Genomic DNA, 14,641 nt, shown 5'->3' with positions numbered 1-14,641 from the left:
GCGACCGCCGGGCCTGTGCGGCGCCAGCGCTGTCGATGTTCGGAGCGAGTGGAAAAGTGCGAAACCGGCTTACGCAGGGGCGTGGCATTCCGGGCCCGGCCGCAGGCCGCGCGCGAAACGCACCGATAACGTCTGGAGGGGAGTCAGGCCAGGAAAGGCGGCGCGCGCGATTTCTGCGGCAGTCGAGCCAGCGCGCTGGAGAAATAGACCGCGATGCCCGGACGCGGCACGCCAGGCGCCGCCACGGGCAGAAGCCAGGCAAGGACGAACAGTTCGGGAAGCGTGGCGCCGCCCAGCATCGCGCAGCCGGCGGCGCAGCAATGCGGCAAGGCGCCGCTGTGCTGCTCGGCGTCCTGTGCGGGACGCTGGATATCGAGGGTCACCACGCGCGGCCCAGTGGCCGTGCAAATGATGGTGGTCGCGCCCGCCTTGCCGGATGCAAGCCCGGACGACGCCAACGCAGAAGAGGCAACCAGGGCCTGAAAGACGAACAGAAGCGCTGCGGCTAGCGCGACGCATCGTCTACTGGCGTGGGCTCCTGTGTACATTCGCATCCCTTGATCGGCGCAGATGGTATCACGCGATAACGGAGCAAATGCCGCCTCAGCGCGGCGCGGCGGGGGGATTCTGGCGCGGACATGATCTCGGACAATAACCGGCGCGTAGCGTGCGGCACGGCCCGCGCCCGGTCCGCCCGTATTTCCTCAGGGCGTCACGATGTTGAACCAGAACTCGAAGTTATCGAGCGCGGCGAACATCTCCGTGATCTGCTGCTGGTCGCCCGTCACTTTCACGTCGCCCTTGGCGATGGCGTCCTTGAGCGTCATTTCCTTGAGCATCATGCGGTTGAGCGTATCGCGGCTGAGCGTCATGCTCGCCGTCGGTTCCTTCGACTGCTTGCCTTCGGTATGGTTGAGCACGCTGTTCACCATCTCCAGCATGTACTTCTGGTTGGTGTCGGTGAAGTCCAGGTTGAGCACGACGTGCTTGCCCGCGGCCTTGTCGCGATTCAGGCGCACCGCGAAATAGTCGAAGAGCATGTCGAGCGTCATCGCGCGTACCGTGTCCGGGCTGGCCGTATCCGGGACGGGCAGTTTCTGCACGCCTTCGCGCAGTTCCTTGGCCCCGGTCAGGTAGAAGTTGCGCCACGGCCCGCTTTCCGCCTGATACCCCATCTGCTCCAGCGCGTCGGCCTGCAGGTTCTTGGCCTCCTGGTTGTTGGGGTCGGCGAAGACCGCGTAGTTCACCACTTCGGCCACCCAGCGGTACTCGCCCTTCTTGTAGTATTCGCGGGCCTTCTTCAGGATGGCCGGTATGCCGCCCATCATGTCCACGTAGCGCTTGGAAGCCTCCTGGATGGGAAGCGTGTGCAGCGTGGCCGGGTTGCCGTTGAACCAGCCCAGATAAAGAACGTAGGTGGCGCGCACGTCATGGTTCACCGAGCCGTAGTAGCCGCGGTTCGAGAACTTGGTGGCGATGGACTCGGGCAGCTTGACCTGCTCGGCGATCTCTTCCTTGTTGTAGCCCATGTTGGCCAGGCGCAAGGTTTCGTCGTTGATGTAGCGGTACATGTCCCGCTGCATGCCAAGCTGCTCCTGCACTTCTTTCTTGCCCCACACCGGCCAATGGTGCATGGCGTACATCACTTCGACATCGTCGCCCCACAGGGCCAGCGCCTCGTTCAGGTACTTCGACCACGCCAGCGGATCGCGGATCTTTGCCCCGCGCAACGAATAGGTGTTGTGCAGCGTGTGGGTGGAATCCTCGGCCGTGTTCAGCGCTTTCTTTTCCTTGATGTAGTACAGCATCTCGGCAGGCGCTTCGCTGCCCGGCGCATACAGGAACTCGTACGTGAGTCCGTCGATAGTGCGCTTTTCGCCGGTTTTCTCGATGATGTCGGTGGGCGGAATGAGCGTAACGGTGCCGGCGGAAGTGGTGGTGCCCAGGCCCGCGCCGACTTGCCCGGTGGCGCTGGGCGGCAGTAGGTTCCCGTACATGTAGCTGGCGCGGCGGCTCATCGCGGTGCCCGCCATGACGTTTTCCGCCACGGCGTGCTCCAGGAAGCCAAGCGGCGCGTAGATCTTCACCTTGCCCGCCTTGACGTCCGCTTCGTCCACCACGCCGCGCACGCCGCCATAATGATCCACGTGGCTGTGCGTGTAGATCACGGCCACCACGGGCTTCTTGGGGCGGTGCTGATAGTAGAGGTCCAGCGCGGCCTTGGCCGTCTCGGTCGAAATGAGGGGATCCATGATCGTCAGCCCTTCCTTGCCTTCGACGATCGTCATGTTGGACAGGTCGTAGTTGCGCACCTGGTAGATGCCGTCAGTGACCTGGAAGAGCCCCGAGATGTTCAGCAACTGGGACTGCCGCCACAGGCTGGGATTGACCGTTTCCGGAGCCGCCGCTCCTTCCTTGATGAAGTCGTACTTTTTCGGATCCCAGACCAGATTGCCCCCGGTGCCCTTGATCATGCCGTCGGGCAGCGGCGCAATAAAGCCTTTGTGCGCCAGTTCGAAGGAGGTCTTGTCAGAGAACGGCAGCGCCTTCAGCAGCGCCGCGTTGGCGTCCTTGGTAGCCGCCTCGGCGGGTTTCGGCTGCTCGGCCGACCACGCGCTCCCCGCCAGCGAGAAAGCGATCGCCGTCAACGCCATCCGCGCCAGCCGGTACCTGGGCGCCTTGGCCCGATGAGACCGGCGGCCATGGGATTCGGACAGGACGTTCACACTGCGGGGGGGCTTCATCATGACATGGTCTCCAAACGTGGGGAATGGATGGGCCGCGCGGGTACGCCGCCCAGTCAGGCAATGAGGTCACGCGAATGCAGGAATGCGCTTGGGCTTGCTTGGGGCGCGAGGGCCCCGTAGAGGCGCGCCGGGCCGGTGGACCGGGCGGGGTCTGGCAATCAGGAAAGAGAGAAAGTAGGCGGGACAGCAGAGCAGAGCCCTGGCGGCGAAGCTGCGTAACGCAGGCCATCGTTGCATCCAACCACCCTCCCGCATTTTGGCAAATAACGTACGAGTGAAACGCCAGAACCGCTTGATGCCCGCGCTCGCGCGCCGAGATGCATTAATCGTACACAAAATTTCGATTGAATCAACCGTGGATGCTACAAATGCAAAGCGCCCGCGCGCCGTATCCGGCGCCGCGCCTGCGGGAAACCCCGCCAGGCGGATCCGGTCGGGCAGCGCCTCACCCCTTCGATGCAGGTCCAAAGCAGGAGCAACGATGATCGGACGGCCTGGCGGGACTCCCAGCGGAAAACACAAGATCGGTCTGCTTGCGGTACTGACCGTCCTTGCAATACTTGGCGTCTCCGTGGGGTTCATCAACGCGCTGTACTCGGGTTATCAGGTGCAGAAGGCGCAAGTGATCGCGAATTCGCTGGCCTCCAACCGCGTCTATGCCGAAAAGCTCGCCGAAGTGATCAACGTCTACATCGGGGCGCTGCACCGCCAGCTCCAGGCGGGCGCGCCGCACCTGGCCGCGCAGCGGGACGATCCCCGTGCGCTGCGCGGCGAACTGCAACGCCTGGCCAGCCAGGCCGATGCCGTGGTGTCGGTCTGGCTGGCGGACGCCGACGGCCGGATCATCGCAAGCACGGCGGACGCCGCGCCGCAGGCCGGCGATGCGCGGCGCCTTGCCGATCTGGGCGTGCGCGAGCTGCGCGTGGGCCAATGGGTCGCACAGCGCCCCGGCGACGGCGGCGCAGCGCTGGTGCTGGTCGAACCGGTAGCGCGCCGCCAAGGCGAGCCCTCAGGCTATGTCGCCATGATGATCGCCCTGGACGACGGCAGCGGCATAGATCGCGTGATCAGCGGCCAGGCCCCGGCGGACGGCACGTCGGTATTCCTGGTCAGCAACGCCGGCCAAGTGCTGTACCGTAGGCAGGCCACCCGCAGTGCGCTCGTGCTAGCCACTCTCGCGCCTATCCGCGAAGCGGGAGCGGCGCCGCTGGAAGATGCGCAGGGCGACACGGTGCTGATCGGCTACTCCCCCCTGGAGAAAGGCAATTGGGCGATCGTGACCCAGCGCTCCCTCGATCAGGTCCTTTCCCCGTTGCGCGCCCTGCTGGCGGAATCGCTGCGCTTCGCGGTCCCTGCGTTCCTGCTGACGCTGCTGTTGGTATGCGCCCTGGCCTATGCCATCGCCTCGCCCCTGTCGCGGCTCTCGCGCGCCATGGCCGCCGGCACGGACGCCGGCCAGGACCTGAACCGGCTCAACGCCTGGTATGCGGAAGCCGACACGCTGCGCGAGGCGGTCAAGACCACCTTGGCCCAGCATCGGCGCGAGGTGGGACGCCTGAACCGCGAGACCCAGACGGACCCGATGACCGGCCTGATGAACCGCCGGGCGCTGGACGAGGCGCTTGCGGAGTACGCGGAAAAGCAATCCCCTTTCGCCGTCATCGCCCTGGACCTGGATCACTTCAAGCGCATCAACGACACCTTCGGCCATGCCGTCGGCGACGAGGTGCTGATCGCGCTGGCGAAGGCGATGCGCGATGGCCTGCGCGGCAAGGACCGGCCGTTCCGGATCGGCGGCGAAGAATTCATCGCCTTGCTGCCGACCGCCTCCGCCGGGCAGGCCGCGGAGGTCGCCGAACGCCTGCGCGCCGCGGTCGCCGGACAACGGATGCCCGATGGCGTGGGCCAGGTCACCGTGTCGATCGGCGTGGCCCTATGGCCGCAAGACGACACCTCGCACCAGACGGTGATCCAGCTTGCCGACCAGGCGCTGTACGCATCCAAGCAGGCAGGGCGCAATCGCGTCACGCTGTGGCGCGCGCTCGGCAGCCGCGCGCGGGATTCTTGAGCAGCCGTCGGCGTCCGTGTAATCTGCCCGGGCCAGACCAGCATGCCGGGCAGCAAGCCTGGCCCGATCGCATTGACAACGCATTCCTTCGGAGATTCGCATGCGGAATTCCGTGAGCAGGGCGAAGCGGCGTCTGCTCAGCCTGTTTGTCGTGCTGTCCTGCTGCGCCGGCGCAGCACAGGCGCAGCAAGGCTTGCGGTTGACCCAGGACGACCTGCAAAAGCGCGCCAATGGCGTGCTCGCCCTGATGTCGTTTTCCATCGTGCCCGACATTACGACCAGTTCCTTGAACATTGGCGGCGGCGGTGGATCGACGACGGGATCGACCGAGTTCTACATGACGCAGTTGGGCGGCGGAGACACGATTTCCGAGTCGGTGCCCATCTATCTGGAAGGCGTGCTGGCGGCCAGCCGCTACGACCCGACCTTCATCGCCACGCAAGGCGCCGAGTCCCGCCGCATCCCCACGAAATGGAACAGCCTGTCGGCCACCGGCGGCATCGGCTGGGACTTCAAGCTGACCGACGAACTGAAGCTGCGCCCCATCTTCAACTTTGCGCTGGGCAACGTCACCAGCGACCTGCGCGCGGCCAGCTGGTATGTCGGCCGCAAGACCGACAGGGACATCGATTTCCTCGACAAGGGCTCGCTCAACGCCTACGGGCTGGGCGGTTCGCTCATGCTGGACTACGAACATTACCGGCCGGGCTATGAGGTGGATGTGGAGCTGCGCTATTCCGACATGCGCTTGCAGAGTTTCGACAGTTCCGCGGCTGTGCGCGGCCACGCCACGGCGCAGTCGGCGAACCTGTGGGCCCGTTACCGCGCCCCCACCGGCGCAATCCTGCTGCAGCGGCCGCTACGCTACGTGCTGGAGCTCACACACTCGGAATTCCTGGGCGACCAGCGCGGCATTCTGGGCTTTGACCGGCTGACCACCGTCGGCGCGGGCCTGGAGCTGGATTCCAGCGCCTACAACGTGTTCATCACGCGCACCCGCCTGGTGGGCCGATACGTTTTCGGCAACAACGTCTCGGGGTTTTCGGTGGGGCTGGCCGTCAGTTTTTGAGGCCGCCGACGACAAGCCCGGACGGGTCGCGCCGGCCCAGGCCCGCATCGTGCGGTTCTTCAGGCAGCCCCGTGAATGCGGCCTCCCCTGTTGCGGGCGGACGACAGCGCGCCGCGCTCGACAACGTAACGACAGGTTGTCCGGAAGTGGCGCCCGCGCCCCGCTTTTCCACTGGCTGCGCCTCGCCGTGCTCCCCCGCGCCACGCTTGCCGCGCCATCTTTCGGCCGGCAGGCTTCGTGACCGCATATTTCCCGACGCCCTTTTTCCATGGAAATAATCCGTCACATATTACGAATGATTTCAATCCATAATCAACGCAAGTAAATGCCACCGGCATTGGAGGGCCGCTCTTGCGATGAAAGTCCTTTCCATATTCGGCACGCGTCCCGAGGCGATCAAGATGGCGCCTTTGGTCTCGGCGTTGCAACGCGAACCCCAGATCCAGAGTGTCGTCTGCGTGACGGGGCAGCATCGCGAAATGCTGGACCAGGTGCTGGCCCTGTTCGATCTGCAGGCGCAGCACGACCTGGACATCATGGTTCCCAACCAGACGCTCAACGGCCTGTACGCCCGCCTGATCAGCCGCGTGGATGGCGTACTGGAGGCGGAACGCCCCGATTGCGTGCTCGTTCATGGCGACACCAGCACCGCCTCCGCGTGCGCGCTGGCCTCTTTCCACCGCCGCGCGCGCATCGGCCACGTCGAAGCGGGCCTGCGGACCGGCAACCTGGCAATGCCCTTCCCGGAAGAAATGAACCGGCGCGTGGTCGACGCGGTGGGCGACTGGCTGTTCGCGCCCACCGCCGAATCGCGGGGCAATCTGTTGCGCGAGAACCTGGCGGGGCACATCACCGTGACCGGCAACACCGTCATCGACGCGCTGGCCACGACCTGCGCCAAGCTGGCATCCGACGGCCCGCTCGCGCGGGAACTTGCCGCCCGCTACGGCTGGCTCGATCCGTCTCGCCGCCTGCTGCTCGTGACCGGACACCGGCGCGAGAGTTTCGGCGAGGGCTTCAGGAACATCTGCGCGGCGCTGGCAGGGCTGGCGAGACGCGAAGACCTGCAGATCGTCTATCCCGTCCACCTGAATCCGCAGGTGCGCAACGTAGTAATGAAAGAGTTGGCCGGCCTGTCGCACGTCCACTTGATCGATCCCCTGGACTACCTGGATTTCGTGTGGTTCATGCAGCGCGCCTATCTGATCCTGACGGATTCCGGCGGCGTGCAGGAAGAGGCGCCCTACCTGGGCAAGCCGGTGCTGGTGATGCGCGATGTCACCGAACGCCCGGAGGCCGTGCGCGCCGGCACGGTGGCGCTGGTCGGCACCGACACGGAACGCATCCTCGCCGAAGTGAACCGGCTGCTGGACAGCCCGGATCTCCACGCGGCGTTCTCGCGGCGCATCAATCCCTATGGCGACGGCCAGGCCAGCCAGCGCATCGTCGATGCGCTCTGCGGCCGCTCCGTATCCGAATTCGATCCCTACGGATCCGCAGCCGCACGCTAGCCCGCCCCCGAGACGCATCCCCAGCCCGGAGCATTCATGTCCCACTCCCCGCACTCTCCCGTTGCCCGCACTCTCTGCCGCGCCTTGACGGCCGCCGGGCTACTGCTTCCGCTGGGCGCATTGGCCAGCCCCGCAGGCGATGCCTTGCGGCGCTTGCAGAGCGACGATTGGGTCTCGCGAGACGTCAGCCTGGAAGACCTGGGCATCCGGGAGCCCGTGGTGTTGAGCAACAGCGACGCGCGCCAGGAGTTCTACCTGCCCGTACCGCGCGGCGTGCCGATCTCGGACGCCGCGCTCGACTTCGACGCCCGCTATACCAAGGGCGAGCCGGGCCGGACCAGCATGGTGCTGTGGGTGGATGGCGTGCCTCAGGCGGCCCAGCGCATCGCCGACGGCGAAGGCTCCGCCACGCGCAGCCTGAACGTGGAACGCCGCAACCGCGAAACCGGCTTCCTGCGGCTGGGCGTGGACTGGCAATCGGAGATTGCGCTGCGCCGATGCGAGAGCAACCGCGCCACCGCCAACGCGCTGACCATTTCACCGCGGACGCACCTGAGCTACCGCTACGACGCCTCGGCAATCGGCAGCCTGGACGACGCCTGGAGCATGCTGCCAGGCAAGCCGGTGCTGATGGTGTCGGGCGGCAAACTCGATCAACAGGCCTTCGACAGCGCCTGGCGCATGGGCGTGGCCATGGAGCGCAGCGGCAAGCACGTGGCGGTCCAGGGCTTCCCGGCCGTGGGCGACGAGGTCGACACACGCGGCCTGCAGGTTCCGAACGGGCTGGGGCAGATTCCCGCATTCGCCGCGGTGGCCGGCAACGAACGGCACAAGCTCGCCAATCCCGCCGAGATCGGTGCGCTGCTCGTCATGGGCGCCCCCGCCGTCAGCGGCGACGTGGTGATCGCGGACGCCAGCCTGCGCGCCCGCTACAACGAAGCGCTGGACGCCTTGCAGGCGCAGCTGGCGTCGGATGCCGACGCCGCGGACGCGTTCAAGGCATGGCGCGGCCGGCGCATGCCGCTGGCCGGCCAGGACCTGCAGCCGAAGGAGATCCGCGTGCTGCCGCTGGGCCGCCAAGCCGTGATCGCGGTGGCCGCCGATGCCGGCGCCCAGGGCGCCGGCGCATTCGACTCGGCCTGGCGCCGCATCCTCGTGACCCGCCAGGTGCAGGTCCAGGCGGCGACGCCGCCGCAAGCCTCGGGGGACGGCGGCCTGCGGCTGACGACGCTGGGCGGCTCGCCTTCCAGCTTCGACGTGGTGGCCCGCGGCGACTGGAACATCACCTTTCCCTTGGCCGCCGTTTCCGCCGACGGCAGCATGCCCGACGAGCTGGTGATGGACCTGGCCGCCGCGCCCGGCGCCTCTAGCACCCGCCCCGTCGCCTCGGTGTTCTGGAACGGCATCCTGCTGGCCGCCAGGCAGATGGACGCGACGGGCAGGCCCGAGCGCCTGACGGCGCGCGTGCCCGGCTATGCGCTGGGCGTCACCAACGCGGTGCGTGTTACGTTCCAGCGCCAGCCGGTATCCGTGGACTGCAACGAGATTCCGCAGGGCTACCCGGTGAACGTGCTGCCGACCAGCTATGTGAAGCCCGGCACGGCGCAGCCCGACGGCACCTTCGTCGGGCTGCTGCCGCTGCTGGCCGGCACCCCCCAGCTGATCGTTCCCGACAGCTACCTGGCCGACGCCCCCGGCAACCTCAAGCGGGTCATCGGCATTGCCTCTGCCAGCGGCCTGTCGGCCACCCGCGCCACCCTGTCCCTCGCGCCAGCCGGGCAGGCGGCCAAGCCGGGCCGGCCTTTCCTGGCGATGGAAGTGGCGCTGGACGGCGCCAAGCCCGCGGTCAAGGTGACGGACCGCAAGCAATTGACGGTGGATGGCAAGGACACGCCCTGGCTGGATATCTCCGGCCTGGACAACCTGAGCACGGCCGAGGTCGTCAGCGCGGGCGGCCAGAGCGGCGTGCTGTGGCGTGCGCTGGGCCAGCAGCCCGGCGTGCTGGACGCGCCCTTCGTGCTGAACCGCGGCAACGTCGCCATCATCGGCGCGGCCGGACCGCTGGCGTGGATCGACAGCGCCAATCCGGGCGCCAGCCATCCGCCCGGCGCGGGCGAAAGCGCCTTTTTCGAATGGCGCCGCTATCTCTCGTGGAGCGTGCCCGCGCTCAGCATCGGGCTGCTGGTGCTGCTTCTGATCCTAATCGTGGCCCTGCGGGTCAATCGCAAGAACAACAAGGAAACCAAGTAACCCGGAGGCGCCGGCGCCATGTCCTCGCTCTATTGGCCCTACCTCGTCGCCGACTACTACCACGGCCTGGAGATCGTGACCGCGGTCGTGGGCGTGATCATCCTGCTGTCGAGCCTGGACGATCTGTTCATCGACGGCTGGTACTGGTTCCGCCAATTGCGCCGGTCGCTCACGGTCAAGCGCCGCTACGCTCCGCTGACGGCCGAGCAACTGCGCGCAAAACCGGAGCAGCCGCTGGCGATCATGGTGCCGGCATGGCTGGAGTACGACGTGATCGCGTCGATGCTCGAGACCATGGTGTCGACGCTGGAATACAAGAATTACATGATCTTCGCCGGCACTTACCAGAACGACGAACGCACGATCCGGGAGGTCGAGCGGATGCGGCGGCGCTACCGCCAGCTGATACGCGTGGAGGTCCCGCATGACGGCCCGACCTGCAAGGCGGACTGCCTGAACTGGATCGTGCAGGCCATCTTCGCGCAAGACACCCGGCAGTCGGTGCCCTTCGCGGGCGTGATCCTGCACGACAGCGAAGACGTGCTGCACCCGCTGGAGCTGAAGTACTACAACTACCTGCTGCCGCGCATCGATTTCATCCAGCTGCCCGTGACGTCGCTCGAGCGGCATTGGTACGAACTGGTCGCCGGCACCTACATGGACGAATTCGCGGAATGGCACACCAAGGACCTGGTGGTGCGCGAAAGCCTGTCGAAGATGGTGCCGTCGGCCGGCGTGGGCACCTGCTTCTCGCGCCGGGCGCTGACCGAGCTGGCGGCGGAAACCGACAACCAGCCTTTCAACACGGACACCCTGACCGAAGACTACGACATCGGCGCCCGCCTGGCCCAGCGAGGCATGCGCCAGATCTTCGGAAAATTCCAGGTGGAATACGTCACCCGCCGCCGGTCCTGGTTCGGCGCCGGACCGGAAAAGATCTCGACCGTGGCCATGCCGCTGGGCGTGCGCGAGTACTTCCCCAACACCTTCCGCACTGCCTACCGGCAAAAGGCGCGCTGGACCCTGGGCATCGGCCTGCAGGGCTGGCAGCAAGTGGGATGGACGGGTTCGCTGGCGACCAAGTACCTGCTGTTTCGCGACCGCAAGGGACTGGTCACGTCGTTCATCGCGATCCTGGCCTATGTGCTGCTGGCCAACTTCTTCGTCTTCTACCTGGCCGACCGCTTCGGCTGGTGGACGGTGTATTACCCGTCGTACTTCCGGCCAGGCGGCTGGCTGGTGACGCTGATGTGGGTCAATGCCGTGGCGCTGCTGCTGCGCGTGGCGCAGCGCGCGTACTTCGTCAACCGCATGTACGGCTGGGAGCACGCGCTGCTGTCCATGCCGCGGATGATCGTGGGCAACTTCATCAATGCCATGGCGGCGGCGCGGGCCTGGCGGCTATTCATCGGCCATCTGATCACGGGCAAGCGCCTGGCCTGGGACAAAACCATGCATGATTTCCCGTCCACGGATCAGCTGACGCAGCAGCGCCAGCGCCTGGGCGACCTGCTGCTGTCCTGGCAGGCGATCGACCACGGCATGCTGGAGCGGGCACTCGAGATCCAGGCGCGCGAGAAGCGGCCGCTGGGCGAAATCCTCATGGAGCAGGGCTGGCTCGACGAAAACACGCTGCGCGAAGCCCTCTCGTTTCAACAAGGCGCGCCGGCGCAGGCAGCGCCGCCCACGGACCCGCTACCGCACAGGCCCTCCCCTCCATGACTCCCCTTTCCCGCTCGCTGGCGCTCGCCGCCCTGCTGACGTGCGCGGCAGCGGCGCCCGAGGCGACCGCACAGCCACAAGCGGCCGCGGAACGGCCGCTCGAAGGCGATGCCTACCAGCTCGCCGACCAGGCCTACAAGCAATACGACGCCGGACATTACGAAACGGCGCAGGTCATGGCCGAGAACGCCATCCGGCTGCGGCCCGACGTGGCTCGGCTGCGGCTGCTGCTGGTGTATTCCCTGGAAAAACAGGGCAAGCGCCAGGAGGCGGCGCGCGCGGCGGACACGGCGATCGCCGATGGGCTGGGCACGCCCGAACTGCGCCAGGCGCTGGCCAACCTGCGGCGCCCGCCGGCCACGGCTGCCGCCCCTCCGCCCGCGGCCGTGCAGACGCCGCCCACGCAGCAGCCGGCCCCAAAGCCCGCGCCGAAGCCGGCGCCGAAAACCGCATATCAGCGGGCCTATCCGGTGGCTGCCCGCGCCTACGCGGACTACGCCCGCCACGATTACGCGGCGGCCGCCGCCGGAGCCGAACGCGCCTTCCGCGCCACGCCAGCGCAAGGCGACTGGGCGCTGCTGTGGGTCGAATCGCTGGCCGCGCAGCAGCAATACGCAGCGGCCAGCCGTGCGGTGGACAGCGCGCTGGCGCTGGGGGCTCCCAACAAGGCCGCCCTGCGCTCCCGGCAGCAGGCCTTCCAGCTGCAGATCACCGCGAGCCAGACGGCAGCCGCCCCCGCCGCGGGCAGCGAGGCCGCCGCCGGCGCCTACGCCGCCTATGGGAAAGGCGATTATCAGGAGGCGATCGCGCTGGCCCGCCAGGCCGCGGCGCAGGCGCCGGGCAACGACGACTACGCCCATCTGCTGACGACCACGCTGGCCGCGGGCAATCGATCCCAGGCGGCCGAAGCAGAAACCCGGCTGAACGGCGAAATCGCCCGCCAGCCGGGATCGGCGCCGTTGCTGACGCAGCGCGGCTACGTGCGCCAGCGCCTGGGCCGGCCCGACGAGGCGGCGGCCGATTTCGCCGCCGCGCGCGCGACCGGCCAGGCGCCGCCGCGCCTCATCCTGGACCAGGCCTACGCGCAATCGGCGATGGGCGACAACCGCGCCGCCACCGCCTCGCTCAAGCAGGCGATCGACCAGGACGACGCCGGCCAGCTGGGCCTGAGCCCGCTGGAACGCTACAACACGCGCAGCGCCATCGCCAATCTGTCCCGGGAATGGGGCGGCTCTTTTTCGGCGTCGTACCGGGGTGCGCGCCCGGCCAGCTCCAGCCTGGGCGGCGCCGCCATCAATACACCCGGGGACGTGGTGTTCAGCACCGCGGAAATCTTCTGGCGTCCGCCGGCCCTGAACAACCGCTGGGGCATGCTCGAAGCCTATGCGCGCAGCTCGAACACGCTGCACGACAGCGGCAGCACGTATGAGTCGCGCAAAAACGTGGATCCCTGCACCGGGCTGAGCACGCCCAACGAGCGCGACGACGAGGAACGGTTCCGCAACAACCGCACGGCCTCGGGCATCCCGAGCACGATCGGCGCGCTGGGCCTGCGCTACCTGCTGGCCGACACGGGCGTGACCTTCGGCATCGAGCGCCGCTTCTACCTGGGGTCCGGCACCCGCCAAGGCTATGCCTACCCCGAATCCAGCGCGGTGCAATGCAACGCGCAGCAAGCCTTCCACAACGCCTATCCGAACCTGCAGGACCAGAGCGCCGTGGCGCGGTACAAGCTCAACGGCAATGCGGGCGGGTGGATGACCTATGTCACCTATGGCTACTACCAGGGCCGCGAACTGCGCGTGGACGTGCCCAGCTGGCTCACCATCGAAGGCTATGCGCAGGCCGGCTATGCCTGGGACGACAACAGCGCCCGCTATACCGCTTACTCGGTAGACGCCAAGGGCAACCGCCAACAGGAGCTGGGCAGCGCCTCAGGCCGCCTCAAGCGCGACCAGGCCTTCCTGTCCGGTGAACTGCGCGTGGGGCGCAGTTTCCGCGCAACCAGCATCAGCGACAAGCTGGTCCTGTTCCCCTACGCGGTCGTCGGCGCCGACTGGCTGTGGCAGAAGGACGTGGCCAAGCTGAACGACCTGCCCGTCTACGGCAACCAGTCCGTCGTGCTCTCGAGCCACGACAGTTCCTGGTCGCTGGGCGTGGGCCCCGGTTTCAATGTGCGCTACTGGTTCCGCGAAGACCACTACAACGCGCCGCGCTCCTACCTGGACCTGGGCGTGCAATACCGGACCAGCATCGGCGGCGGCGCGACCGACCGCGCGAAAGGCTGGTTCATGAACATGACGCTGTCGTACTGACGCGGCCGCAGCCGTCCGCTAGAGCGGCCATTCCCGCCTGAGCCGCTCGGCTTCGGGTGTGGGCCCGATCAGCCAGGGATCCGCCGCGAAGGCGACGACGCGTCGCGCGCGATAGTGCCGGGCGATACGCAGCTGCCTGCGTATCCGCTCGCCGTCGGCCGAGCGGGCGCGGAAGGTGGTGCCGTCCTGCCGCGCCGACGGCAGTTCCTCGAACAATTCGACGATCAGGTCGAACGGCGCGCGCCGCGCGAGCAGCATGCGATGCAGGGGAGCGAGCGCGTCATAGGCGACCATCCCCGCTACGCCCACGCCATCCTGGATCATGAGCCGCAGCGGCACGGCGTCCAGCAGGCCGCTCCACAGTTCGTCCAGGGCCAACGGGCCCGGCAGCTTGCTGTGGTAGGTGGATATCGCGGGCGCAGCGCCCGCCTGCGCGGCGAGCGGGCCGGCAAGACCGCCCAGCCATGCCTGCAGGAGCTCGCGCCGTTGCGGCGCGGCCCAGCTGTGCTGCTCGATCTCGTAGGGGATGTACCAGCCGCGGAATGCCGGGCGCTGCGGCCAGTTCGAGGATTGGGCATAGCCGAGCGCGGCCGACTGCGCGGCCTGCAGGAAGGCGGCCAGCGCGGCGTCATCGGAATCGCCCAGCTGACGCCACCAGCGCTCGTCGTAGGGCAGGCCCAACTGCAGCCCCATGCCCAGGCGCTCCGCTTCGTCGAAAATCAGCGCCAGCGTGGATGCCGGCAGCTGCCACGGTTCGGGTCCGCCGCTGGCCCCCACCCATTGGATGATGATTTCGCGGAATCCCAGCCCGTGCATGGCGGCGATGCGTTCGCGCCACGCCTGCGCAGAGAGCGCGAGGTGGCTGGGCCACAGCTGCCAGAACGTGCTCTGCACCGACCAGGGCGGCGCGCACGCGGACAGGCCGGCGGCGACCGCCGCCATGCCCAGGCCGCGCAACA

At 67.5% G+C, this 14,641-nt stretch carries 9 protein-coding genes; 6 read left to right on the top strand and 3 right to left on the bottom strand.

All coding sequences use genetic code 11. The features are described from left to right. Positions 1–143: 143 nt before the first annotated feature. On the bottom strand, positions 144–548 hold the full coding sequence (locus AGI3411_RS30590; RefSeq protein WP_129530186.1) for a DUF2946 family protein: 405 nt from the start codon (positions 546–548) through the stop codon (positions 144–146). A 156-nt stretch (positions 549–704) separates the two neighbouring features. After that, on the bottom strand, positions 705–2,654 hold the full coding sequence (locus AGI3411_RS25915) for an alkyl/aryl-sulfatase (protein ID WP_129530213.1): 1,950 nt from the start codon (positions 2,652–2,654) through the stop codon (positions 705–707). A gap of 574 nt (positions 2,655–3,228) precedes the next feature. Here AGI3411_RS25915 and AGI3411_RS25910 point away from each other — a divergent pair. The 6 genes from AGI3411_RS25910 (at position 3,229) to AGI3411_RS25885 (ending at position 13,682) form a co-directional block, all read left to right on the top strand. After that, a complete protein-coding gene (locus tag AGI3411_RS25910) occupies positions 3,229–4,815 on the top strand; it encodes a GGDEF domain-containing protein (protein ID WP_129530185.1) in 1,587 nt (528 codons plus the stop codon). Between the two features lie 100 nt (positions 4,816–4,915). Next, complete coding sequence (locus AGI3411_RS25905; RefSeq protein WP_165359276.1) at positions 4,916–5,884, top strand: hypothetical protein; 969 nt, start codon at positions 4,916–4,918, stop codon at positions 5,882–5,884. Positions 5,885–6,240: 356 nt separating this feature from the next. Then, entirely contained in the window at positions 6,241–7,395 is a 1,155-nt protein-coding gene (wecB, locus tag AGI3411_RS25900; RefSeq protein WP_129530184.1) for a non-hydrolyzing UDP-N-acetylglucosamine 2-epimerase, read from the top strand. Positions 7,396–7,431: 36 nt separating this feature from the next. After that, a complete protein-coding gene (locus tag AGI3411_RS25895) occupies positions 7,432–9,645 on the top strand; it encodes a cellulose biosynthesis cyclic di-GMP-binding regulatory protein BcsB (RefSeq protein WP_129530183.1) in 2,214 nt (737 codons plus the stop codon). An 18-nt stretch (positions 9,646–9,663) separates the two neighbouring features. Next, entirely contained in the window at positions 9,664–11,367 is a 1,704-nt protein-coding gene (locus tag AGI3411_RS25890; RefSeq protein WP_129530182.1) for a glycosyl transferase family protein, read from the top strand. Beyond that, on the top strand, positions 11,364–13,682 hold the full coding sequence (locus tag AGI3411_RS25885) for an NfrA family protein (protein WP_129530181.1): 2,319 nt from the start codon (positions 11,364–11,366) through the stop codon (positions 13,680–13,682). Before AGI3411_RS25890 ends, AGI3411_RS25885 begins: the two co-directional genes overlap by 4 nt. 18 nt (positions 13,683–13,700) lie before the next feature. Here the strand turns inward: AGI3411_RS25885 and AGI3411_RS25880 are convergent, their stop codons facing one another. Continuing rightward, positions 13,701–14,624, bottom strand: a complete 924-nt coding sequence (locus tag AGI3411_RS25880) for a DUF4434 domain-containing protein (protein WP_129530211.1) — start codon at positions 14,622–14,624, stop codon at positions 13,701–13,703. Positions 14,625–14,641 lie beyond the last annotated feature (17 nt).

The organism is Achromobacter agilis (assembly GCF_900496965.1).
Taxonomy (GTDB): domain Bacteria; phylum Pseudomonadota; class Gammaproteobacteria; order Burkholderiales; family Burkholderiaceae_B; genus Achromobacter; species Achromobacter agilis.
The sequence above is the reverse complement of the archived record's forward strand: the minus strand, read 5'-3'. Positions and strand labels throughout refer to the sequence as shown.